Raw genomic sequence first — 22,811 nt, 5'->3', positions numbered from 1 at the left:
CCGTTCCTGCACGCGTTCAGTCTGGCAGTCCAGCCCGACAAGCCAGTTCAGTTGATCATGCCGGCGATGCGGCGGCGCATATGGTGCAGGTGGCTCTTGGGCCGCCCGGACGTGTCGATGCCCCGCTTGGCAAGGAAGGCACGAACCATCTTGTCGCCCTCGCTGAAGATCAGGACCGTCAGTCCAATCACCAGACAGATGAGCCACTGGCTCGCGCTCAAGGGGGCCATGCCCAGAACGCCCGCAACCGGAGCCAGATACATGGCCCCCGCATGGATGCCCAAGGCCACGAACGAGGCCACCAGAAGGAAGGTGTTGTCCAAGGGATTGAGCTGGAAGATCAGCCTGTTCTCGGATCTGGCCGACATGGCGACGAAGAAGTTGAAGAGGACCAACAGGGTCAGGGCCATGGTCCGGGCTTGGGCCAGATCCATCCCCGCGTTGATGTTGAGGCGGAAGAGGACCAGGATGCAGGTGGCCATCCAGAGCCCGCAGACGGCAAGTCGCGCCCAAAGCACTCGCGAGAGCAGGCCCTCTCCAGCCGAACGCGGGGGCGACTCCAGCTCATCACCGTTGCCTGGCTCGAATCCCAGGGCGATGTCCTGGACGCCGTTGGTCACGAAGTTGATCCAGAGCATCTGCAGGGGCAGGAAGAGCAGGGGCTCCTCGGCGATCACATTGACCCCCACGGCGATCATGGCGGCCGCAGCCGTGGACAGGAGGAAGTAGGCGGACCCGCGGATGGCCTTGAAGATGACCCTCCCCTGGCGCACGGCCTGGGTGATGGTGACGAAGTTGTCGTCAGTCAGGACCACATCGCTGGCCTCCCGGGCCACGTCAGTGCCGGAACGGCCCATGGCGATGCCCACTGAAGCTGCCTTCAATGCCGGGGCGTCATTGACGCCGTCGCCGGTCACAGCCACCACGTGGCCTTCTTCCTGCAGAGCCTCCACAATGCGCAGCTTGTCCTGGGGGGAGACACGGGCGGCGATGGAGGTCTCGCGCAGACGGGCCCGAAGGACCTCGTCACTCATCTCCAGCATCTCGCTGCCGGTCAGCGCCTGGTCGGTGTGCTCCAGACCCAGGCGGCGGCCTATGGCGGCCGCGGTCACCGGGTGGTCGCCGGTGATCATGACCACGCGGATGCCGGCCCCTGCGCATTCGGCGATGGCCTCGCGCACGCCGGGTCGGGGCGGGTCGAGCATGCCCTCAAGCCCCAGGAAGGTCAGGTCGTCAGGTCGACGGCGGGAGGCGGGGTCCTGGTCAGAGGAGAGGACCCTGCTGGCCACGCCTATGACGCGCAGCCCCTGGGAACCCATGGCTTCGTAGGACTTGTGGACGGCCTGGGTGTCCAGAGGAACGACCTGGCCATCCGGATCCAGCATGGTTCGGCTCATGGCCATGACCGCGTCAGGGGCGCCCTTGACGTATTGGGTCAGGGTGCCGTCCGGACTGCGGCGGATGGTCATGGAGTGGAGCAGCTCCGGCTCGTAAGGGGTCTCCATGACGATAGGAGCGTCCAGGTCTTCGGTAGTTACGGCCCCGGTCTGGTCGGCCAGGCGGGCCATGGCCATGTCGACCGCGTCGCCGCTGTATTCGATGCCGCCTTCTTCATTCGGCTGCCGGTGGGCCTCATTGGTCAGAGCCCCGGCCCGGGCAAGGGCGGCCAGGCCGCTCATACGGTCGTCGTCGGATACAGCCGCTGCGCCCAGGTCCAGGCCCTCTACGGGGACCGGCTGGCCGCCGCCCAGGGTGAACTGTTCCACGGTCATGCGGTTCTGGGTCAGCGTGCCGGTCTTGTCCGAGCCGATGACGGTGATGGAGCCCAGAGTCTCCACCGCTGGCAGCGAACGGACGATGGCATGGTATTCGGCCATCCTCGAGACTCCCAAGGCCATGGCCACGGTCAGCACGATGGGCAGAGCCTCGGGCATGGAGGCTACCACCAGAGAGACTGCAGACAGGAAGGCCCCCGTGGCATCGCCATTGAGGATGGCTCCGCCGATGAAGACGAAGATGGCCACCAGAATGACGGCGACGGCGATGCCCACCTCGGTGCGGTGGATGATTCGCTGCAGGGGCGTGCGGCCCTTGGCCACATGGACCAGATCGTTGATCTCGCCCAGCTCAGTGTCGGAACCGGTGGCCACCACCAGCCCTCGGCCACGGCCGCTGGTGACCATGGTGCCCGAGAAGGCCATGCATCGCCTGTCGCCCAAGGCTGCGTCACGGTCCACGGGGTCCGTATTCTTCTTGGCATCCTCGCTCTCGCCCGTCAGCATGGCCTCGTCGATGCGCAGGTGGAGGGCCTCGATCAACCGCAGGTCGGCGGGGATGCGATCGCCGCTCTCCAGGAGGACCAGGTCACCCGGAACAAGCTGGTCGGCGTCAATCTGCTCCATCCGGCCCTGGCGCACCACCCGTGTGGTGGGGGTGGACAGGGTCGTCAGGGCCTCCACGGCCTTGTCGGCCTTGGACTCCTGCACATAGCCGATGATGGCGTTGAGGAAAAGGACCAGGAATATGGCCGCAGCGTCCACATAGTGCTGCAGAAAAATGGTGATGATGCCGCAGACCATCAGAACGGCGATCAGGGGGCCGGCGAACTGCTCCAGGAAGAGCTTCCAACGGGGTTTGGCCTGGGCCTCAGCCAGGCTGTTGGGCCCGAAGATCTCCAGTCGGCGTGCGCTCTCCTGCGTATCCAAACCCTGATCCCCGGCGTGCAGGGTCTCCAGCACAGCCGAGGTCTCCAAGCTGTGCCAGTCGGTGTCGTCGAAACGCATGTCAGTCCCTGCCGCCGATGCGTTCTGATTCTTGATATTTGTAGATGTCATGGATGATGTCATCGTTCAACCTGGCCTTTCCAAACCGGATCGGTCATTTGTCCCCGCATGCGACCCTCTGCAGTCGTTCTTGCAATCTTCCTTCTGGACCGGGGGATGTCCAAAAGCGTCGGGGAAACAATAGCGTGCGCGCAAATCCCCGGGGTCAGGAGATGGGGCTCCATGGTCAGCCGCCGCAAGCAGTGCCCGCTGGGAGGTTCGGAGCCTTCCCGGTCTTCACGAGTATACCGATTAAGCCGGCCTTTCATGCGCTTGCGGGGACCCCCGGGCCGGATTTTCACAAATGTTCGCCTATCGCGAGCGCAGTCTGTCCACCGTTTTGACTGGAGGTGTCAACTTAGCGCACATTGTCCATCAATACTGTTCCTGGATATCGCCATTCCGTATACTGGACTATGCGACGTCGATCCTCATGCGACCCTGCACTCGAAGATTCCTTCATTGGTCGAACGAACCCTGCTAGTCGGGCCTGCGGCAGCCCGCCCGGGATTGCGTGGCGGAAAGGAAGCCCGTGGAAACATTCATCCTCATTCTGTGCATACTTGCTGCCGTCCTCGTCTCTTCCTTCATTTCCAGATTCATTCCCCGGATCTCCACCCCTCTGGTCCAGATCTCCCTGGGCGCAGTCATGGCCCTGCTGCCCATTTTCCCGCGGATGCGGCTGGATCCTGAGCTGTTCATGGTCCTCTTCATCGCGCCCCTGCTCTACTACGAGGCCCACACCATCAACAAGGTGGAGCTGCTCAAGGGCTTGCGGTCATCCCTTTCCCTGGCCATTGGCCTGGCTGCCCTGACCATGATCATGGTGGGCGTCATCCTGCACGCCGCCTGGCCCATGTTTCCCCTGGCTGCAGCCATGGCCCTGGGCGCCGCCCTGGGGCCCACCGATGCCGTGGCCGTCTCCTCCCTGGGCGAGAGCGCCGATCTCACACCGGACGAACATTCCATTCTTGCCGGCGAATCGCTCTTCAACGACGCCACCGGCGTCATCGGCTTCCAGTTCGCTATCCTGGCCACCGTGACAGGGTCCTTCTCCCTGCCCCGGGCCCTGGGCGAGTTCCTCCTCGAGTTCGTGGGCGGCATCGGCTTCGGCCTGATCATGGGATTTGTGGTCAACTGGCTTTTTGAGTCCGCTCGCCGCCTGGGCTGGGAGACCACCACCACCAGGATCCTGCTGGAGCTCTTCCTTCCTTTCCTGATCTACATGGTCGGGCAGAACATCCTGCATGTGTCCGGAGTCCTGGCCGTGGTCTCCACCGGGCTGCTGGTCCGTTTCGACCACACCGGAGTGGGACCCAATACCTCCAAGGCCAACATCGTCTCATCAAGCGTCTGGAAGGTGCTCTCCTTCAGCCTCAACGGCGCGGTCTTCGTCCTTCTGGGCATGCTGCTGCCGGCGGCCATGGGCACCAGCTGGCGAGACCGGCGGGTCAGCAACTGGATGCTCGTGGCCACCATCACCCTGGTCTGCCTGACCGTGATCGTGCTGCGCTTCCTCTGGACGGCCAGCGTCCTGATCTTCACCAAGGACCATGAAACCGGCAGCAGACGAAGGATCACATCCAAGCTCCTGAGGTCGGCGGCCGTCATGACCTTCGGCGGCCCCAAGGGGACCATCACCCTCTCCTTGGCCCTGACCATCCCCTATATGACCGACGACGGGTCCGCCTTCCCCATGCGCAGCGAGCTGATCTTCGTGGCCGCCGGGGTCATCATCGTCACCCTGGTGCTGGCCAACTTCGCCCTGCCGCTGCTGGCCCCCTCACAGAGCAACGAGGTGCCGGCCCAGCAGGTCGAAAAATCCATCAAGGTGCTCAGGGGCACGGTCCGGGAGCTCTCCAGCAGGATCACTGACGAGAACCGGCTGGCCATCCAGCAGGTGATCAAGCAGTACAACCACCGCATCGCCAAGCTCAAGTCGCGGATCGGCCAGTACTCCCCCAAGGACTTCCAGGACCTGCAGGTGCAGACCATGGAGTGGGAGCAGGACTACATGGAGGAACGGCTGAGCCGGATCGAGGAGGCCCAGGACCAGCTGGAGGAGCGGCTCAAGAACGAGAACACAAGTATTGAGCAGGCACCTGCATCAACACAGCCTGCGGCCGAAGCCGAACCCAGCACCGAGGCCGAGACTGTGGCCGACAGGGATGCCGACGCCCAGCTGATCGACCGGCGCAGCGACCGCGGAGACGACCAGGAGGAACTGCTGAATCTGCGCAGCCAGGAACAGGCCGCCCGCAGAATCCTGTCCACCATATCCGGATCCCTCTTCCACCTGGACAGGGGCGGGGAGCTCCGCTGGAGGGCCTACACGGCTCGCAGACGACTCAGGGGACTGCTGCACAGCCAGTTCCACCGCCTGAAGCACCTGACCCAGCCGATCGACAAGGACCGTGTCTTCGTGGCCGGACGCCACCTGCAGGCGGAGATGAACCACTTCCTGATTGAAAAGCTCTACTCCGAACTGGGCAAGGGACGCTTCAAGACCGAGGACCTGCTCAACACCATCATCAACCACCAGATGATCGAATCCTCGGCGGAGGGGAAGACCGAGTACGCGGGCATGCCTGCCGTCAGAGACCAGGTGGAGGAAGCCAAGCGCGAAGGGTATGCCATCGAGCTGGGTCAGATCCAAGACATGGTCGAATCCGGGGAGATCTCGCGTACGACAGCCAGGAAGATGCGCCGCAACGTCTACGTCATGCAGGTAGACGCCGACTCGGCCCTGTGAGCCGATCTACATAAGGCCCGAGGTCACGTCGATCTCGCCCAGCCACTGGCGAAGGTCGTTCATCTCGCGCATGTCGACGGCATGATCCAAATGGTCGTACTCGGTGGTGTGCAGCCATACGTGCTCGTCCAGCCAGGCGGCCAGGGCCCGGAATTCGTACTTGGGCACCGTGGTGTCATCCGAACCGAAGCCCAGAAAGACCGGCTTGTTCAAGCCAGCCAGGCGCTCATCCGCCGGAGCAGTGCCGGGCACCAGGCCTGGGGCAAGGAACCCGGACAGGCATATGGATGCCCGGTAGCGCTCAGGGTTGACCCGAAGCAGATGAACCGCCAACATAGCCCCCTGGGAGAAGCCCATGGCCACCACAGGTCGGTCCTCGGGAATGTTGGCTGAAACCCAGGTGTCCACAGCCCGAGCCGCTGCGTAGCCATCCCGATCCAGGTCCTCCTGTTCGGGGCGCATATCATGAAACCAGGTGTACCCCGGGCCGAACATGCCGCGTTCGCTGCCCGGCACCACCATGGGCGCCCGAAGGGATGCGTAGTCGTTGTAGGGGGCCACGTAGCGCATCAGGTCAGCCATGTCCTCCTCATTGGAGCCCCAGCCGTGCATGAGTACAAAAATGGGCCGCGAGGGGTTGCCCGTGCCCTGCTTGCGGGACCAGCGGGCCTGCTCGACCTTGAGCTCCTGCCCAAAACGTCCGGGCACCACCGTGGAGGGCCGACCCACCAATCCGCCATCATCCTTTTGTGCTTGATCCATATCTGCCACGATAGTCGACTGGTCCGGTCATTCAATGCTGGCTCATGAGCGGCTCAGCCTGGCCACCCCACTGGCTCTGCAGCCCGGTCACCTGGGCCTTGCTACCAATCACCATCCAACGCTTGCCGGTCAGCATCCATAGATCCTGAGGCTGCAGCCCACCTCCGTAGCGGGAGAGCAGGTCAGGCACGCGGGCGCGGATGGGCCCCTTGGCCAGGGATGCCGCTGAATCGTTGTCGAAAACCACGTAGGCCATGGTCGTATCCGTGCAATACCGGGCCTGGGAGATGCCCACATACCCGTCTAGGCCGATGTCATGCCAACCCGAAGCGCACTGACCGATAGCCTTGTCGATACCGTCGGTCATAGCCTGGGCCGAGCTGATGGGCGCTTCGTCGCGCGCAGGAGCCTTGATGATGCCCTTGGGAAAAGAGTTGGCGATGAGCAGGCCTGCCACGGTCAAGAGCATTCCGCAGATCAGAAGAATAATGCCTGCCGAGCCTACCGATGGCCGGTTCGGGACTGGTCCGGAATGACGGGCTATGACGACCAGGATTATGGTCAACAGGGCAAAGGCCACAGAGACGCCCACCCAGGCTGAGATGCCCACCTGGCCTATGACCCCCAGCCTGGAGGGGGCTATGGCATGGGCCAGCAAGGCCGCGCCCGCCAGGGCCGAGACCAGCCCCGTGACTGCCGCAAACCGGCTCCAGATGTTGGCATGGGCTATCTGAATAGGACGCTCATCAATATCCGGGCGAGGAGGGTAGGAGGCCGGCAGACCCTCATCATACCCGCTGTCCGCCAGCCGCTGATCCAGCTGGTTGAATCCATCGGCCATCGACCTCGCCACCTTTCACGGTTGGTTTCAGTCTATGGGGGCGGACACAAGCAGACCAGCGAGGGCGGCCAATGCTTCACCATCCCAACATCCTGCTGGGCTGATAGGTAAGCATAGTTCTATAGGCATAGGTGCTTATCGCCGCGATGTTCGGCACATGCACAGGCCCGGTGACGGCGAAAGGTCCCAGAGCTCAGTTAGCGTTCACCCCTTGATGTCTCGGGGATCCTTCTTGCCTATGGTGCGCTTGTCGCGGATTTTGTTGCCGCCCTTGTTATGGATGTTGACCTCGCCGCCGCCGGACCGGTCCGCAAAGACCTTGGCCTGCTTGGTGGCCTCTGCCTTGGTGGCGAAGGTGCGGGAGACGCGTGTGGCCCCGGCCCGCTTGACTGTCCAGAGATCGCGATCCCCGTCGTATTGCACGTGATAATCAGCCATGATGGCCGTCCTTTCCGTACTTCCCTGTACCCCCTCATCTTCCACTGCCCGACCAGAGGCACCGTGCTTCGACACTCCGGAAATTTCAGGAATATCGTTCAGCTAGGAAGGGCTTTTCTCCATTGTTGCCAGGCTTGTAACTTTTAGGCCAGATGCGGAAGATTCGATTATGGAGAAGAAAATAAAAGGACCAGAGCAATTCCTATGAGGTGATTTAAGTGGGGCGAAACTACGGATGTTTGGTTACCTATTTGAATACAGGACCTGGGGTAGATGCATATTTAGGCAAGGTGGACTCATCTGCGTCAACCTTAAGATTCTAGAGATTTGAGCAGAGTCCTGGTTGCAACCATAGACGCGATTGTTTCGCCGATGCGAGAAGCAGTGTGCCCGGGAGCCGCCAAATGTTGATAATGGCTTCGAGGAAGCAATCCATCAACTGGTCAGCAGGCATCACGTCAGCATAGTTGCGGGTCGAGTTGGCACGCAATACTTCACTTCTAAATCTCATGCTAACTAGCCAAACTGCGATAAAACTTCCTCACATCGGATTAAGCGAGCAAAAGTCTGGGCATACGCCTCAATCAAACTTGGAAACATAAACGGGGTCACGCCGCGATTTGTACCATCTTTTGCTTTAGTCGCCCTCCTTGGGGATTGCACAGTCAAACCTTTCACAGACGAGAAACGCTTCAGTGAAAACTAGCGGTCACGTAGAACAGGATTAACGGGGAATGTGAAGAAGCGTCTGCATGTGGCTCTTCATACCTACAGATACTGCAGCCTTGCGACTATGGCATGCAGGGGACGGAAAGCGGATAAAACAGGCGAGGATACGGAGAAGACCGACCTTCGCCGCATGATCCACGTACCCGTTCGTGCCGAAGCTATCCCAGGGTTTCTGGGCCTGGTTCTGTTACTGCCAATGAGCTGGGGCTTGTATCGCGAAACTCCTATTCGGCTCTTTATGGCATTCCCGTATGCCGTTGATTTTTCGTCAGACACTTGGGTAAACAGAATAATTGCGACGACTGTTCAAGGGCTCGTCTGCTGGCTGATAAGCGGCATCGTCCATATTGTTGCCTTGTATAAAAGGAAGTCACGCAAAGCCCGGAAATGGTGGAGCGTCGTCGCAAAAGTCCTGTTTTTTCAGTGATGTTGATCGTCTTACTGCATAGTCTGGGCGAGATACTGTTCCTCTCGATAGACGTCAGCAACATTTCTCAGGTGAGTAAACGCCGATGCTGATGTTTGCTTACCGACTGTAGGCTCAATCAGATTGACCTAACGATATGGATTCGCAAGGAACGCAACATATGCTCGAGCGAAGGCATGCGCTACATCCTTGGCAGGAAGCCGGTCAATACCAGGTTCACTCAACTGTTTATCCTTACCGAAAATGGAATCTTTCTAAACCCAAATGTCAATGCTATTGGGAATTTTCTAGGAAGGAGAACAGGCGAACAGAATCGGATCCATAGCGCTGAAGTTGTCACCTATATTACTCCTCATCGCCATCGACATGACCAGCAGTCCCACTCCAGCTATCTACAGGATCCCCATCATCCTTTCGAAGCAATCAAGCGTGTATGCCTAAGGAAAACCAAACCATCACAAGAACCGTATAGTGGTTGACTCCTTCCTTCAGGCATAAGACCAAGAACAGACTCTAACCTAGAGTTAAGGTCAGGCCCCCGGATTCAATCTAGGGCGGCGCGCAGCAACAACTAAATAAGCGATTAAAGAGCCGAAAGTCTCCCGCGAAATTCAGTGTCAAGAGTGAGACGACGATCAGTCTTAATCTTTATGACGACCCATACAGCCGTAAAGAGCACTACAAGACATATAGCGGCGAGAAGAACCTCTCCTACCAACTCCGGATATTTGTTAAACTGCGCCGAGCAAATAGAAATTACCAACGCCAGTAATGCGACCAGTAATGACACAGACCCTATTGATGTCGTCTGACGTGGCTTACTCTCGCAAAGACACACCGCAATCTTATGAGCACGTTCTGCAACATCAGCCGAGCCTTTACCAGAGCCTGTACCCGATTCTGTACCAGAGCCTGTACCCGAGTCTGCGATAAACCCAAAATCGTGGATCAAGTATTCCTGCAGTTCCCTTTCGCTACAACGAGGGTGCTCCAACCACCATTCTCTTGCTCTGCAATACTGCTCATTTCCGCCTGTATAACGATCAAGGGTGGCAGCCTTTTTGCCTATTGTATAGCTATACGTCAACGTTGACCCCTTTCCTCTCGCACTATAACTGTTGCCAAACTGCTAACATCAATCAGTTATCATACTTAAACAAATAACTTTTTCCTTGATAGCCCAGCAATCCAGTCAAGAGCGGGCGACGGGAATCGGACCCGCCTCTGAAGCTTGGGAAGCTTCCATTCTACCAATGAACTACGCCCGCAAATCCGGCTACCGGGGTCAGACCTCGGCCAACCGCATGCGAGTCACCATGGTAGCAGGTCTCGGCGATGTGCGCGAATCACCAACACCGGGCACGGTTGCGAGACAGGTCTTCAGTCCACTTTCATACGGTGCCGTCAGGCTCGATCAGGTCCGCCACCACTGTGCTGCAGGCCCCGAGCAAGGCTGCATCCTCACCCAGGGCCGAGCGATCGACCACAAGGGGCCGCCGGAAATCAGCGGCCAAGGCATCGTTCATGGTCTTCTCCATGGCGCTTAGGAAGATGCGGTTGACCACTCTGGAGTCGCCCAGAACAGCCACGCGAGGAATGTCCATAAGACCGGCAGGCATGGTCAGGGCACGGCCCAGCAGTTCACCGGCCCGGCGCAGAATGCTGGCCAGATTGTCAGGATCCCTGTCCATTGCAGCAGTCAGCTTAGGAACGCTGATCAGCGATTCCAAGCAGCCGCGCTTGCCGCAGCGGCACTGAGGACCGGTGGGGTCCACCACCACATGGCCAATCTCGCCGGCCGCGCGGTTGCAACCGGTCACCAGCTCGCCGGAAACCAGCAATCCTGCCCCAACTCCGTCGCCCAGATGGACCAGCAATAGGTCGGACTGTCCTGAGCCGAACTGCTGCTCGGCCAGAACCTCGTTGTTGGCATCGTTGTTGACTGTCACATCCAGGCCTGTCTTCTCATGCAGATAGCCGCGCAGGTCGGTCTGAACCCAGCCCAGGTTGGTGGCATCATCGACCACGCCTTCAGCACTGACAATGCCGGGACTGGATACGCCGATCCCCATGATGGGATGGGTTGCACGTTGCATCAATGAATCGGTCAGCTCCCCCACCAAGTCCAGGGGAATCTTGCCGTCAGCAGTCAGCGGGATCTCCTCACGCGCCACCACCTGCCCGGTCAGGTTGAGCACCGCCCCCCTGAAGACGTAGGGCGTGGAGAGATCCAGGGCCAGGATGCTGCGCCCGTCAGGATTGATGCGCAGCAGCCGTCCCCGCTTGCCCGGCCCAGTGGATTTGCTATAGCCCACCTCTACGAGCAGATGCTCGCCCAGCAGCTCGGCCACGATGTCTGATATGGCGACCCTGGTCAGCCCTGAAGCACGGGCCAGATCAGCCCTGGTCATACTGACATCGGGGTAGAGCAGCCTGAGCAGGATGGCTCGATTGTGGTGCCGCACCGACTTGGGCAGCGCCTTGGACAGGTTGCCGGTATTGCTGGTCATGATTCGCCTGACGATAGATAATGCGGGAACGGGGACCCGCCATGGGGATTGGGCCTTGAACCCCGTGACCATGCCCATCCATGCTTGCTCCTTATATTGTAAACTTCCTTGTCCAGGCAGATCCAGATCTCGCCACAGCAACATCAAAACGGTTCGTTTTCAAGACCGCGCAATAGCATCGTAGACAAGACCACGGGGGCTGCCAGTAAAAAGTTTAGTTTCCTAACAATTGCGTGTTAGGCTGTGAACAGATACCAGAAACAGCTGCATCCCCTCGCTGAGCAAAGGAGCGATCGCCATGACCACGACACCGAACCATTCGGGAACCTCACCGTCCGCCATCAATCCCCGGTACCTACTAGGCAACGAGGCCAACCGCATCTTCATGGCCTCGCAGACCTACGGTTTCCTGGACTTCGGGCGCGGGTTCCCCACCGAGCAGGGCGGCGCCGGCTGGCTCAATGACGACGGCAGCATCGACCCCGACCAGGGCATTCAGACCTGGATCACCTGCCGGATGACCCACGTCTACGCCATCGGCAGCCTCTTGGGCTACCCGGGAGCCTCGGAGCTGGTCCACCGCGGCGTCCAGGCCCTTCAAGGCAACCTGCACGACGATGAACACGGCGGCTGGTACCCTTCAGTCTCCTGGCAGGGCCAGCCCGAGAGCGGCAAGTCCTGCTACACCCACGCCTTCGTGGTCCTGGCTGCCTCCTCGGCCATGCTGGCCGGCGATCCCGATGGACAGGAGCTGCTGGATCAGGCGCTGGAGATCTTCAACCGCTACTTCTGGGATGACAAGAAGGGCCTGGCCGTCGATACCTGGGACAGCGGCTTCACCCGGCTGGACCCCTACCGGGGACTCAACGCCAACATGCACAGCACCGAGGCCTTCCTAGCCGTGGCCGATGCCACCGGCAAGGAGGACTACCGCGAGCGCGCCGGCCGCATCATCGACCAGGTCATCAGCTGGGCCGAGAACAACCAGTGGCGCATTCCCGAGCATTTCAACAGCGACTGGCAGGCTGACCTGGACTACAACCAGGACAACAAGGCCGATCAGTTCAAGCCTTACGGGGCCACACCGGGCCACGGGATCGAATGGGCCAGGTTGATCACCCAGTACGCATTAAGCAGGTTCGATCAGGAGACCGACCGCCGCCGCTACATCGAAGCTGCCGAGCACCTGTTCGCCAGGGCTGTTGAGGATGGCTGGGCCGCCGACGGAGCCGAGGGCCTGGTCTACACCACGGACTGGCAGGGCCGCCCGGTGGTCCACGACCGCATGCACTGGACCCTGGCCGAGGCCCTGAACACCTCGTCCACCCTCTACGCAGCCACCGGCAAGGCCACCTACGCCGACTGGTACGCCACCTTCTGCAGCTACGTAGACCACTATCTGATCGACCACCAGGGCGGATCCTGGTGGCATCAGCTGGATGCAGGCAACCACGTGATCGGCACGGTCTGGCCCGGCAAGTCCGACCTCTATCACGCCTTCCAGTCCACCCTGATTCCCTACAACGACCCGGCGGTCTCCATCGCTACGGCCGTCAAGCAGGCCTGCGGACAGGGACGGACGGACCAGGGCCAGGCCCGCTGAAACCTCATGGCAACATCGACCCCGCATCCCAGGGCGGACAAAGACAGCGTCCAGGCCGGCCCGATCAGCCTGGGAATTGACATCGGCGGCACCAAGATCGAGGGCGTGGCCATAGATGGTGACGAACACCTGCTGGCCTGCCGTCGAACCCCCACGCGCCAGGGCAACCAGGCGGTCCATGACGACACAGTGACACTTGTCCGCCACCTGCTGGATCAGGTGGGCCCAAACCAGGGTCCGGTCACCGTAGGATTAGGCATCCCGGGGCGAGTGGATGCCAATCGGGGGATGGTGGATGACGCGGTCAACCTAGGCATCCGCCACATGGCTCTGGGCCCTGCCGTGGCCAAGACGACCGGTCTGCCCGTCCGCGTTGAGAACGATGTCAACATCGCTGCTCTGGGAGCTGCCTCGCAGGCTGGCAATACCCTGATGACCCATGGAACCACACCCCACTCCGAGGCTGCCCGGGACCAGGCCCGACGTTCCGCATCAGAGCCCGGGCGTGACGAACCCAGGGCCGTGCCCGACCAGGACGACCACGTAGTGGCCTTCATCAACCTAGGCACCGGTCTGGCAGCGGGCATCATCCGCGGGGGCAGGATCGAACACGGAGCCAGCGGGGCAATCGGCGAAATCGGCCACATCTCAGTGGATGCCCACCAGTTCCCCTGCAAGTGCGGCCAGCGCGGCTGTCTGGAGACCGTGGCCTCAGGCTCGGCCGTGGAAGCCCTCTGGCCGGGAATCGCCCATCCCCTGCCCGACCTGATCGCCCAGGCAAGTCAAGGGAATCAGCGCGCCCAGAGAGTGGAGGACATCATCGGCCATGGCATTGCCCTGGCCGTGCAGATCGTGGCCCTGACCATCGATCCCGCAATCATCATCCTGGGCGGCGGCATGAGCAAAACCGGCCAGCCCCTGCTGGATCTGGTCACCGAGCATCTGAATAGGAGCGCGGCCTGCAGCCACTTCATCGCCTCGCTGAATCTGCCCGACCGGCTGCGCCTGGCCACGGCCGACCTGCCCATCGCAGCCATCGGCGCCGCCCTGGCAGGACGCATGGCCGCCGACAGTCGCCCATCTGACTTTATCGGAAAGGAAATCGCATCATGACCGAAATCATCATCGTCAAGTCCCAGGAGGAAGCCGGCCAAATCTATGCCCGCTGCACGGCCGACCTGATCCGGCGCAAGCCTGACTGCGTACTGGGTCTGGCCACGGGGTCCAGCCCCCTGGCGGCATACCAGGCGCTGGCTGATCTGGTCCACAAGGAGGGGATCGACGTATCCCAGGTACGCGGCTTCGCCCTGGACGAGTATGCGGGGCTGGATCCGGCCCACCCCCAGTCCTACCGGTCCACCATCGACCGGACCGTGGTCAAGCCTCTGGGCCTGGACCCTGCCAAGGTGAGGGTGCCCAACGGGAACCTGGAAACCATCAAGGACGCTGGCCGCGTGTACGACCAGGCAATCGAGGATGCCGGCGGCGTCGACCTGCAGATCCTGGGCATCGGCACCGACGGACACATCGGCTTCAACGAGCCCGGATCCTCCCTGGCCTCGGGCACCCGCATCAAGACCCTGACCGAGCAGACACGCATCGACAACGCCCGATTCTTCGACAATGACATGGACCAGGTGCCCACCCACTGCATCACCCAGGGAATCGGGACAATACTCAAGGCCCGCCAGCTGGTCCTCCTGGCCTTCGGAGCCGGCAAGGCGGAAGCCGTGGCCGAGAGCGTAGAGGGCGGCATATCGTCCTTCTGCCCGGCCTCCGCCCTCCAGATGCACCCCCACGCCACCGTGATCGTGGACGAGGCCGCCGCCTCCCGCCTGCGCAACCGCGACTACTACAAGTGGGCCTATGCCAACAAGCCTGACTGGCAGTCCATCTAGAAGGCAAACCAAACATGTCCAAGGAAGCATACGAGTCGGCGGGGCTAGCGGTCGAGTCATCCCTGAATGGACCGGCCCATCCCCTTGTCCTGACCGGCGCAAGGCTGATAGATGCCCGGGGCATCAGGGAAGATAGCTGGATTTTGGCCCTAGAGGGCAGGATTGAACAGGTCGGACAAGGTAGAGAGAGCCTGGAATCCGCACTGCGAGCCGCTGGCCTGCCCAGCTTGCCACCCTCCTTCCAGCCTGGATCCGATAACCATGGCGTGAATGCGAGCGGTGTGGAGTTCATCGACGCAGCCGGCTTCATCCTCACCCCCGGGTTCATCGACATCCACTCCCACGGCGGCTGGGTTCACTCCTTCGATGACGGTGACGAGGCCATTCGCACAGCCAGGGCCTGCCATATGGTCCATGGAACCACCCGGCAGGTGCTCAGCCTGATCACCAACCCGGTCGACACGATGTGCATCAATCTGCGCTCGGTCAGGCGGGTCATGGACTCCAGACCCGACGTGCTGGGCGCCCACCTGGAGGGGCCCTTCATCGCCCTCTCCCGCAAGGGGGCGCACGATCCCAAGTGCCTGCGCGACCCTGAACCCGCGGTTCTCGACAGTCTTCTGGAGGCCGCCGACGGTTGCATACGCCAGGTGACGCTGGCCCCCGAGCGCGACCACGGCTACGAGGCCATATCACGCCTGGCCGGATCCGGCGTGGTGCCCGCGGTCGGCCATTGCGATGCCGACTACGACCAGACCCGCCGCGCCTTCGATGCCGGCGCCCGCATACTCACACATGTCTTCAACGCCATGAACGGCATCCACCACCGTCAGCCAGGACCCATTCCGGCCGCCGTGGAGGACCCTCGGGTCACGGCCGAGCTGATCAACGACGGTTTCCATGTGCAGGACCCCTGCGTCGATCTGGCTTTCAGGCTCTTCCCCCATCGGATAGCCCTGGTCACCGACGCCATGGAGGCCACCGGCTGCGAGGACGGCGCCTACAAGCTGGGCTCCCTGGACGTAACAGTGAAGGGCGGCCACGCCCGCCTGACCTCCAACGGAGCAATCGCTGGTTCAACGCTAACCCTGGATGTAGCGGTCGGCAGAGCCGTCCGATACATTGGCGTCCCAGCCCCACAGGCAGTGGAAGCCGCCACTCTGACACCTGCCCGGGCCCTGGGACTTGACCGTCCCAACCCGATCACCGATGCTCCGCTGGGTCTTCTGGCACCTGGCTATGCTGCCGACCTTCTCCTCCTGAACCCGGCAGACTGGTCCGTCAAAACCGTGGTCTGCAACGGGCGCAGAATTCAGATCTAAAGCACGGATAACCTAAAGCCTCGGGTTCCTCGTTGCCTCTATGACAAGCTGGATTCTTCGCAACTGGGGGCACCAAGGCGGAAACGGTCACCACTATCGACAGGTGTACAGACGCCTCAGACCGCTGTTCTTTCAGTACCCCACCTGGGCTCCATGCCCGGAATTCACCTGGGTCTGAGCCATCTCCTGGCTCATCTGCATCAGGCGGGCTATGCGCTCATTGGTGGGCGGATGGGTGGAGAAGAGCCTGCTGAATCCCCGGACAGAGAAGGGATTCTCGATCATCATGGCGGCGGCGCTCTGGGTGCCGGCGGTCTGCGGCATGGGCGCGGCCTGAGACCCGTAGGATATTTTGTTCAGCGCCGATGCCAGAGCCGCCGGGTCCCCAGTCAGCCGACTGCCGTCCTCGTCGGCGTCATACTCGCGGGTGCGCGAAATGGCCATCTGGATCAGGGAGGCGCCCAAGGGGGCCAGAATCGAACTGATCAGCACGCCCAGGAGGCCGAAGACACCGGAATCGTTATCCCTGTCCCGGCTGTCGCCGCCGAAATACATGAGGGAGTACCCCAGATAGGTGATGACCGTGGCCATGGCCGAAGCAACTGCAGAAGTCAGAATGTCATGGTTGTAGACATGCATGAGCTCGTGGCCCAGCACACCGCGAATCTCACGCTCGTTGAGGATGCGCAGGATCCCCTGGGTGCAGCAGACGGCGGCATGGCGCTCGTTGCGGCCTGTGGCAAAGGCATTGGGCGAGTCGGTGGGGGCGATGTAGATGCGGGGCATGGGCTTGCCGGCCCTCCCCGACAGCTCCCGGACAATCCGATAAAGGTCGGGAGCCTCCTGCTCGCTGACCGGCCGGGCATGCATGGAGGCGATCGCCACCTTGTCGGAGAACCAGTAGGATCCAAAAGTGGTGGCCAGGCCTATGAGGATATAGACGCCCAGCGTCCCCTGGCGACCGCCGGTCAGCCACCAGATGAGCATAATAACGGCCCACATAAGGGCGAACAAAAGCGTCGTTTTCAGGCCGTTGAAATGTCCGTGAACCTTCAGCTTGCCATTCATGGGTTCCATGGTAGACAATGCCGCTGAATTTTTGCTGAACGACCTCTGAAAAGATAGGACTGCTGGGCTCCTCCCCCTACTGTCCTTTCAGAACAGGCCTGGTTGGCTCACGTCTTTCCTCTCGCCTTGAGGCTTAGGAAGAACATATTGGACCTTCTTCATCCTCCCGTTTTCATCGAAGAACCGGCGAAGATTCATGGTCTTTACCCCAAAATGGTCTGCGATGTTAGGAATCTTGGGCTCTTTCTTCATGTGCTGCCCCTGCTGCAGCGGAACCCGGGCCTCATCCGTCACAATGACTGCCCCCTCGACCTTGGCCACGGCGATCAGCCAGGGATCCGCCTTGCTCTCCGGCTCCCAGTATCGGCGCGACTCTTCCGTATACTTCCCGCAGGTGACCAGATAATCCTGGATTTGCGCATAGACCTGCCCATACCTGTCATCCTTATGACTTATTTGACGACCTTTGAACATTGCACGCACCCAAAGATCCAGCATATCGGGATCAGCGGCCTGCTCGTTGACCAACTCGTCGTAGACGACATCCACCAAGGCGATCGCCTTGTCCTCAGCCAGCTTTTCCATCCATCGCCAGAAGGGGTGGAATTCCTTGTAGTCGAAAGGATGGTTGAGCCGGCAGGAGGCGATGAAGACGTTGGAATCGGGCAGGTAGAGGGTGGCGGTCATATCAGCTTCTTTTCACGAATCAACCCCTGATAAGACTGCGGGGAACGCACCCCCACCAGGTCGAAGCCCTCAGTCGGAGCCAGTCTTCCCCCGTCCATGGCGGCATTGACCAGGCGGACGAAACCGGTATCGACCCTGGAGGCATTGGTCCTGTTGCCATTACCATGGGACTCCCGTTCCTGACGGTGGACGGCCCTGTCATGAAGATGCCGATTCATTCGTGCCTGCAGCTCCTCAAGCGTATCCTCGCCAGTCAAGCCGAGCTGATGGGCTTGCATCCCCATGGCAAGAGGGCTCAGATGGAATTCACCAGCTATGGACTCCGCAGCACTGGCCGGCTCTTTATCACCTACCAGCTGCTCTCGCCACACCTGCCGGAAGCGCTCATCGTCAATCACGGCCTTTACCACCGCCCGGTTTATCGCGCGCTCCGTGGCCTTGCGGTCCCCTTGGCCGCCAATGCCGTCGAAGAGCTCCTGAGTGCCCAGCAGTACGTGCCCCACCTCGTGAATCAAGGTGAAGATCATGCCATCAAAGGAATCATTTCTGTTGATGAACACCAGCGGAGCCATATCGTCGATCAGCACGAATCCCCGGAACTCCTGAAGATCCAGCTTTCGAGAACTCACGGAACCCACCTGGGAGTTGAGCATGATCATGATGCCCGCATGGGAGGCACGTTCCTTGAGCTCACGGAAACGGTCGCTGGAATTGCCGCCCTCCCAGGCAGAGCGCCCATCCAGCCCAAGGGTGGAGCGAAGCGCATCAGCAAGGGAATTGTCCTGCTCGGCATCGCGCACCGAACCGACTAGCGGGTTGGCATCCAAGCCGGACTCAAGCAATTCATCCCTGGCCCACTCCTGCCTAAACCGCATCTGGTCGATGGTGTCCTGCAGATTTTTGCTGGGCTGCACAGACGTGTTGCCTACGGTCCGGTAACGAACCAGAGGCTCAAGGCGACGCTGGGGCACAACCGACCTGACCAGGGCACCGAAAGGCACATGCAGGGCCCTGCTGAGCTGCTCAACCTTGTTGAAGGATAAGGATACGGGTTCCTTGGATTCCAGCCAATCCGGCAACTGGCCAAGTCCCCGGCGCTGAGACAGGGCCACTGGATCGGCATCGCTCTCCTCAACGGCCCACTGGAGGGTGGCCGGATAGAGAGTCAGATTAGCCATGTCACGCTCCTTCGATTCCGTGAGGGGCTCTAATGACAATGATAGCTGCACCAGGCCTGTCCGTCTGCCGTAAGCACCCAGTAGGGCATACCAAGAAAACAGGGCCTGGGTGAGGATTCATGAACCTCATCCAGGCCCTGCCACTGCCACCGACGACCTAGGCGCGATCGTCTATTCGCCGTGGGCGAGCTGGCGGAGCTGGTCTGGGTCGATGACCTTGATGTGCTCGCGTCCGACCTTGGCGCCCTCGGCCCGCTCATAGGCATCGACCCGCTTCCAACCGGCGAAGTCGATAGGCTGGATGCCCTTGTCCGCCAGGAAGCGATCAATCGAATCGTCGTCCCGGTCCTGGGCGAAGCGGCCGCGAGACGGGCTGGCCGCCAGGTCATCCAGCATGTTGCCGATGGTCTCCAGGGCATCGGATTTGGTGGACCCGATCAGGCCCACAGGCCCCCTCTTGGCCCAGCCCGTGGCGTAGAGACGGTCGATGGGTCGGCCGTCCTGCCCCTCGGGAGCAGTGGTCACACGACCGTGGACGTTGGAAAGGGTGTAGCCGGAGAAATCGTAGGGAATGCCGGGAACCTCGGCGGGCTTGTAGCCGATGGCATGATAGACGGCCTGTACCGGATACTCCTCGTACTGGCTGGTCTCCTCCATGGCGCCCTCGGGCGTGACCTTGGTCTTTTCCACGCGAATGCCGGTCACCCTGCCGTCCTGGCCGATGATTGCGGCAGGCATCCGGTAGAAGTGCATATAGAAACGGCGGTCGGCGGGATTGCCCTCGAAGTCGACACCGCCGTCCTCAGCCATGTCCTCGGCCATTTCCCTGATGGTGAAGAGCTCCTCCAGCATCTGGCGGGTCAGCTTGTCGGCACCGGCCCGGTCGATGGTCTCCTGATCCAGGTCGAAGTCCTCCTCGTTGATGATGATCTGCACTCCGGGCAGCTTCTCCAGCTCGCGCAGCTCCTGGACCGAGAACTTGGCCTGGGCCGGGCCGCGGCGGATGAACATGTGCAGCTCGCGGGCCTGGTTGCCCTGAATCCCCTGGTAGACATTGCCGGGGATGTCCGTGCCCAGCAGGTCGTCGGCCCGCCGCATCAGGATTCTGGAGACATCCATGGCCACGTTCCCGCCTCCGATGACGGCCACCTGCTTGGCATCCAGGGGCCAGTCCTGGTCAGCGTCGGGATAGCCGTCATACCATTCGACGAAGTGGGCGGCCCCGTGAACGCCATCAAGCTCGTGCCCGGCGATCTCCAGGGGGCGGTCGTCCACCGCACCGGTGGCGAAGAGGACCACATCGTAGCGTTGCAGCAGATCATCCAGGTTGACGTCCCTGCCGAACTCCACATCCGCATAGAGGTGGATCTCGGGGTTGTCCAGGGTCTTCTCCAAGGCGCCGGCGATGTACTTGATGCTGGGATGGTCCGGGGCCACGCCATAACGGACCAGGCCGAAGGGAACAGGCAGTTTCTCGAACAGATCGATACGGGCCCGGTCGCCCAGACCCAGGTCGGCACCCTTCTCCCGAAGCTGCCGCAACAGAATGTCAGAGGCATAGACCCCTGCAGGCCCCGCGCCTATGACGGCCACGCGCAGGGGTGAGCCGGCTTCCTCGCCGCGGGCCGGTGCGGGCATGGTGGAATCGTTGACATTAATATCGCTCATGCTTGTCAGCCTAACGCAAAGCGACGGTCGGGAACAGAGCCAGGCGGTCTCCATCCCCGGGACTTTCACCAAGCGTCGCGAAATGGTCTCAGTCCCGGTCTATCAGCGCGGTCAGGGCCCAGAGGATGGAAACCACATCGATGGCCTCCTGGGTAAAGGCGCCGACAACCACCGGAATCAGGTCGAAGGCGGCGCAGAGCATGCCCACTGTAGCCAGGGTCAGCCCCAGCATGACCGCCTGGAGCATGACCCGCTTGGTTCTGCGTGCAATGGTGATTGACCTTGGCAGACAAGCGATGTCGTCATTCATGATTACGGCCTGGGCGGACTCAGAGGCAGCCGTGGTGGTGCCGTCAGTGATAGCCATACCCACGTCGGCGGCAGCCAGGACCGGAGCATCGTTGACCCCGTCCCCCACCATCACGGTGATGGATTTGGTCACTGACTCCCCCAGGAATTTGGACAGCCAGATGTCCCAGAGGGGCTGCCGGTTGGGCTCCTCCTTGGAGGCCTTGGCGATCAGATCGGCCTTGTCCTCAGGGAAGAGGCCGGCATGCACGTCGGTGATGCCCACCTGGTCGGCGATGATCCGGGCCGAGTCCTCCTTGTCACCGGTGACCATGGACAGACGAGTGATCCCCAACTCCCGAAGCTGGGCGATGGTCTGGGCGGCATCCGACCTGGGCACGTCCTTCATGACAATTCTGGCGGCCAGGACTCCATCGATAGAAATGTAGGAGGCCATCTCGTCAGGTGCCAGGGGGCCAAAGAAATCACTTGAATTCCCGTCGGCCACGAACTGAGCCCTGCCCACCTTGACCTGATGGCCGTCGACCATACCCTGGACCCCGTTGCCGGAGTCCTCCTGAACCTCCTGCGCATGCAGATGGATCTCGTCACTGCTCTGCGCCCGCAGTCGCTCCTGGGCAGCGGCGCCGGCTTCAGCTATTCCGTTGGCCAGGATGTGGACCGAGTAGGCCTCCACAGCGCCCGCCATGGCCAGAATCCGGTCTGTATCCACCTTCTGCTCCCTGCCGTCAGGCAGGTCGATCTTGGCCACTTGGGGACGTTTGACGGTCAGCGTGCCGGTCTTGTCGAAGAAGATGTGCGAGACCCGGCCCAGGTTCTCGATCACGTCCTGGGTTTTGATCAGCAGCCCCGCCTTGGCCAGCCTTCCGGTTCCGGCCATGTAGGCCACAGGGGCGGCGATCAGCAGAGGGCAGGGGGTTGCCAGGACCAGAACCTGGGCGAAACGGGTCGGCACGCCGGAGATGATCCAGGCCACGCAGGCGATGATGAAGGCCACCACGGTGAAGGGGACCGCCATCAGGTCGGCTGTTCTGACGACTGCAGCCCGGGAGTTCTGGGCGGAGCGCACCAGGTTGAGGATTCGCTGGTACTGGGAATCGCGGGCCAGCTGCCGGGCCCGCATCAGGAAGGTGCCCGAGCCGTTGACCGCTCCGGACATGACCTGGGCATCCTGGTAGAGCCTGCGCGGCATGGGTTCGCCGTTGATGGTGGACATGTCCAGGGTGGCGGTGCGGCTTATCAGCTCGCCGTCAACGGGCACAGTCTCGCCGGGCTTGACCACCAGGAGGTCGCCCAGGCGGACCTGATCGACCGCCACCGTGCTCCAGTCGCTCTCCTTGGGAAGGGCATGCTCCCCCTCCGGCAGCTCTGACTGAACCACATGGGCCACCTGGGGGGCGGCCTGAACCAGCACCGTCAGGTTGTTCTGCGCCCTGTTCCCTGCATACTGCTCGATGGCATCGCCGGAGTAGAGCATGAGGACCACGGCCCAGCTGGCCCAATACTGCTTGACAGCCAGGGTGGAGAGAATGGCGACCACAGCCAGGATATCCACGCCCACGTGGCCATGTCGCACGTCATCGATCATCCCCTTGAGGGTGTCCACCAGCGAAACGGCCACCAGGGCCGCAACCAGCCATTGGGCGGCCTGGCGATAGGGGTGCCAGAGCAGGCCCATGACCAGCCCGCAGATCAGAACCACCCAAAGCATGGGTACCTTCTTGGCGAAACCCAGGATTTTCGACATGACCACTTCCCCGCTCCGGACTTGTCAGCCTGACAGCCGTAGCCGGATCA

Annotated in this window: 16 protein-coding genes and 1 tRNA gene; 6 read left to right on the top strand and 11 right to left on the bottom strand. The window is 61.4% G+C overall.

The window, feature by feature from the left end; translation table 11 throughout:
* Positions 1–47: 47 nt before the first annotated feature.
* Positions 48–2,834 carry a cation-translocating P-type ATPase gene (locus tag RAM15_RS00490; RefSeq protein WP_306221606.1) on the bottom strand — a complete coding sequence of 929 codons (2,787 nt, stop codon included), beginning with the start codon at positions 2,832–2,834 and terminating at the stop codon, positions 48–50.
* Between the two features lie 520 nt (positions 2,835–3,354).
* On the opposite strand from RAM15_RS00490, the gene RAM15_RS00485 reads away from it, so the two are divergent.
* Positions 3,355–5,574, top strand: coding sequence for a cation:proton antiporter domain-containing protein (locus RAM15_RS00485; protein ID WP_306221605.1), 2,220 nt, complete (start codon positions 3,355–3,357; stop codon positions 5,572–5,574).
* 6 nt (positions 5,575–5,580) lie between these two features.
* On the opposite strand, the gene RAM15_RS00480 is transcribed toward RAM15_RS00485, so the two are convergent.
* The 3 genes from RAM15_RS00480 to RAM15_RS00470 form a co-directional block, all read right to left on the bottom strand.
* Positions 5,581–6,336, bottom strand: coding sequence for an alpha/beta hydrolase (locus RAM15_RS00480; protein ID WP_306221604.1), 756 nt, complete (start codon positions 6,334–6,336; stop codon positions 5,581–5,583).
* 31 nt (positions 6,337–6,367) lie between these two features.
* On the bottom strand, positions 6,368–7,177 hold the full coding sequence (locus RAM15_RS00475) for a hypothetical protein (RefSeq protein WP_306221603.1): 810 nt from the start codon (positions 7,175–7,177) through the stop codon (positions 6,368–6,370).
* 204 nt (positions 7,178–7,381) lie between these two features.
* Positions 7,382–7,615 carry a DUF2188 domain-containing protein gene (locus tag RAM15_RS00470; protein WP_306221602.1) on the bottom strand — a complete coding sequence of 78 codons (234 nt, stop codon included), beginning with the start codon at positions 7,613–7,615 and terminating at the stop codon, positions 7,382–7,384.
* A 736-nt stretch (positions 7,616–8,351) separates the two neighbouring features.
* Between RAM15_RS00470 and RAM15_RS00465 the strand changes: the two genes are divergently transcribed.
* Entirely contained in the window at positions 8,352–8,771 is a 420-nt protein-coding gene (locus RAM15_RS00465) for a hypothetical protein (protein WP_306221601.1), read from the top strand.
* A gap of 1,197 nt (positions 8,772–9,968) precedes the next feature.
* Here RAM15_RS00465 and RAM15_RS00460 read toward each other — a convergent pair.
* Positions 9,969–10,039 (bottom strand) — tRNA-Gly (locus RAM15_RS00460).
* 123 nt (positions 10,040–10,162) lie between these two features.
* The gene (locus RAM15_RS00455; RefSeq protein WP_306221600.1) at positions 10,163–11,281 is read right to left on the bottom strand and encodes an ROK family transcriptional regulator; all 1,119 of its coding nucleotides are present in this window, start codon (positions 11,279–11,281) and stop codon (positions 10,163–10,165) included.
* A 298-nt stretch (positions 11,282–11,579) separates the two neighbouring features.
* Between RAM15_RS00455 and RAM15_RS00450 the strand changes: the two genes are divergently transcribed.
* From RAM15_RS00450 to nagA, 4 genes are read left to right on the top strand one after another with little or no spacing between them, the layout of a single operon-like run.
* A complete protein-coding gene (locus RAM15_RS00450; protein WP_306221599.1) occupies positions 11,580–12,884 on the top strand; it encodes an AGE family epimerase/isomerase in 1,305 nt (434 codons plus the stop codon).
* 6 nt (positions 12,885–12,890) lie between these two features.
* Complete coding sequence (locus RAM15_RS00445; protein WP_306221598.1) at positions 12,891–13,997, top strand: ROK family protein; 1,107 nt, start codon at positions 12,891–12,893, stop codon at positions 13,995–13,997.
* The gene (nagB, locus tag RAM15_RS00440; RefSeq protein ID WP_306221597.1) at positions 13,994–14,782 is read left to right on the top strand and encodes a glucosamine-6-phosphate deaminase; all 789 of its coding nucleotides are present in this window, start codon (positions 13,994–13,996) and stop codon (positions 14,780–14,782) included. Before RAM15_RS00445 ends, nagB begins: the two co-directional genes overlap by 4 nt.
* A 14-nt stretch (positions 14,783–14,796) precedes the next feature.
* The gene (gene nagA, locus RAM15_RS00435) at positions 14,797–16,104 is read left to right on the top strand and encodes an N-acetylglucosamine-6-phosphate deacetylase (RefSeq protein WP_306221596.1); all 1,308 of its coding nucleotides are present in this window, start codon (positions 14,797–14,799) and stop codon (positions 16,102–16,104) included.
* A 132-nt stretch (positions 16,105–16,236) separates the two neighbouring features.
* Here nagA and htpX read toward each other — a convergent pair whose 3' ends face one another.
* From htpX to RAM15_RS00410, 5 genes are all read right to left on the bottom strand, one after another.
* On the bottom strand, positions 16,237–17,172 hold the full coding sequence (gene htpX / locus RAM15_RS00430; protein WP_306221595.1) for a zinc metalloprotease HtpX: 936 nt from the start codon (positions 17,170–17,172) through the stop codon (positions 16,237–16,239).
* Between the two features lie 87 nt (positions 17,173–17,259).
* Positions 17,260–17,859, bottom strand: a complete 600-nt coding sequence (locus tag RAM15_RS00425) for a DUF4411 family protein (protein ID WP_045923805.1) — start codon at positions 17,857–17,859, stop codon at positions 17,260–17,262.
* Entirely contained in the window at positions 17,856–19,037 is a 1,182-nt protein-coding gene (locus tag RAM15_RS00420; RefSeq protein WP_306221594.1) for an ImmA/IrrE family metallo-endopeptidase, read from the bottom strand. The genes RAM15_RS00425 and RAM15_RS00420 overlap by 4 nt, the downstream gene beginning before the upstream one ends.
* Positions 19,038–19,208: 171 nt before the next feature.
* Positions 19,209–20,675, bottom strand: coding sequence for an FAD-dependent oxidoreductase (locus RAM15_RS00415; RefSeq protein WP_306222206.1), 1,467 nt, complete (start codon positions 20,673–20,675; stop codon positions 19,209–19,211).
* Positions 20,676–20,793: 118 nt separating this feature from the next.
* Positions 20,794–22,761, bottom strand: coding sequence for a heavy metal translocating P-type ATPase (locus tag RAM15_RS00410; protein ID WP_306221593.1), 1,968 nt, complete (start codon positions 22,759–22,761; stop codon positions 20,794–20,796).
* Between the last annotated feature and the right edge of the window lie 50 nt (positions 22,762–22,811).

Source organism: Bifidobacterium asteroides (assembly GCF_030758775.1).
Classification (GTDB): Bacteria; Actinomycetota; Actinomycetes; order Actinomycetales; family Bifidobacteriaceae; genus Bombiscardovia; species Bombiscardovia kimbladii.
This window is presented reverse-complemented; position numbering and strand designations above follow the sequence as displayed.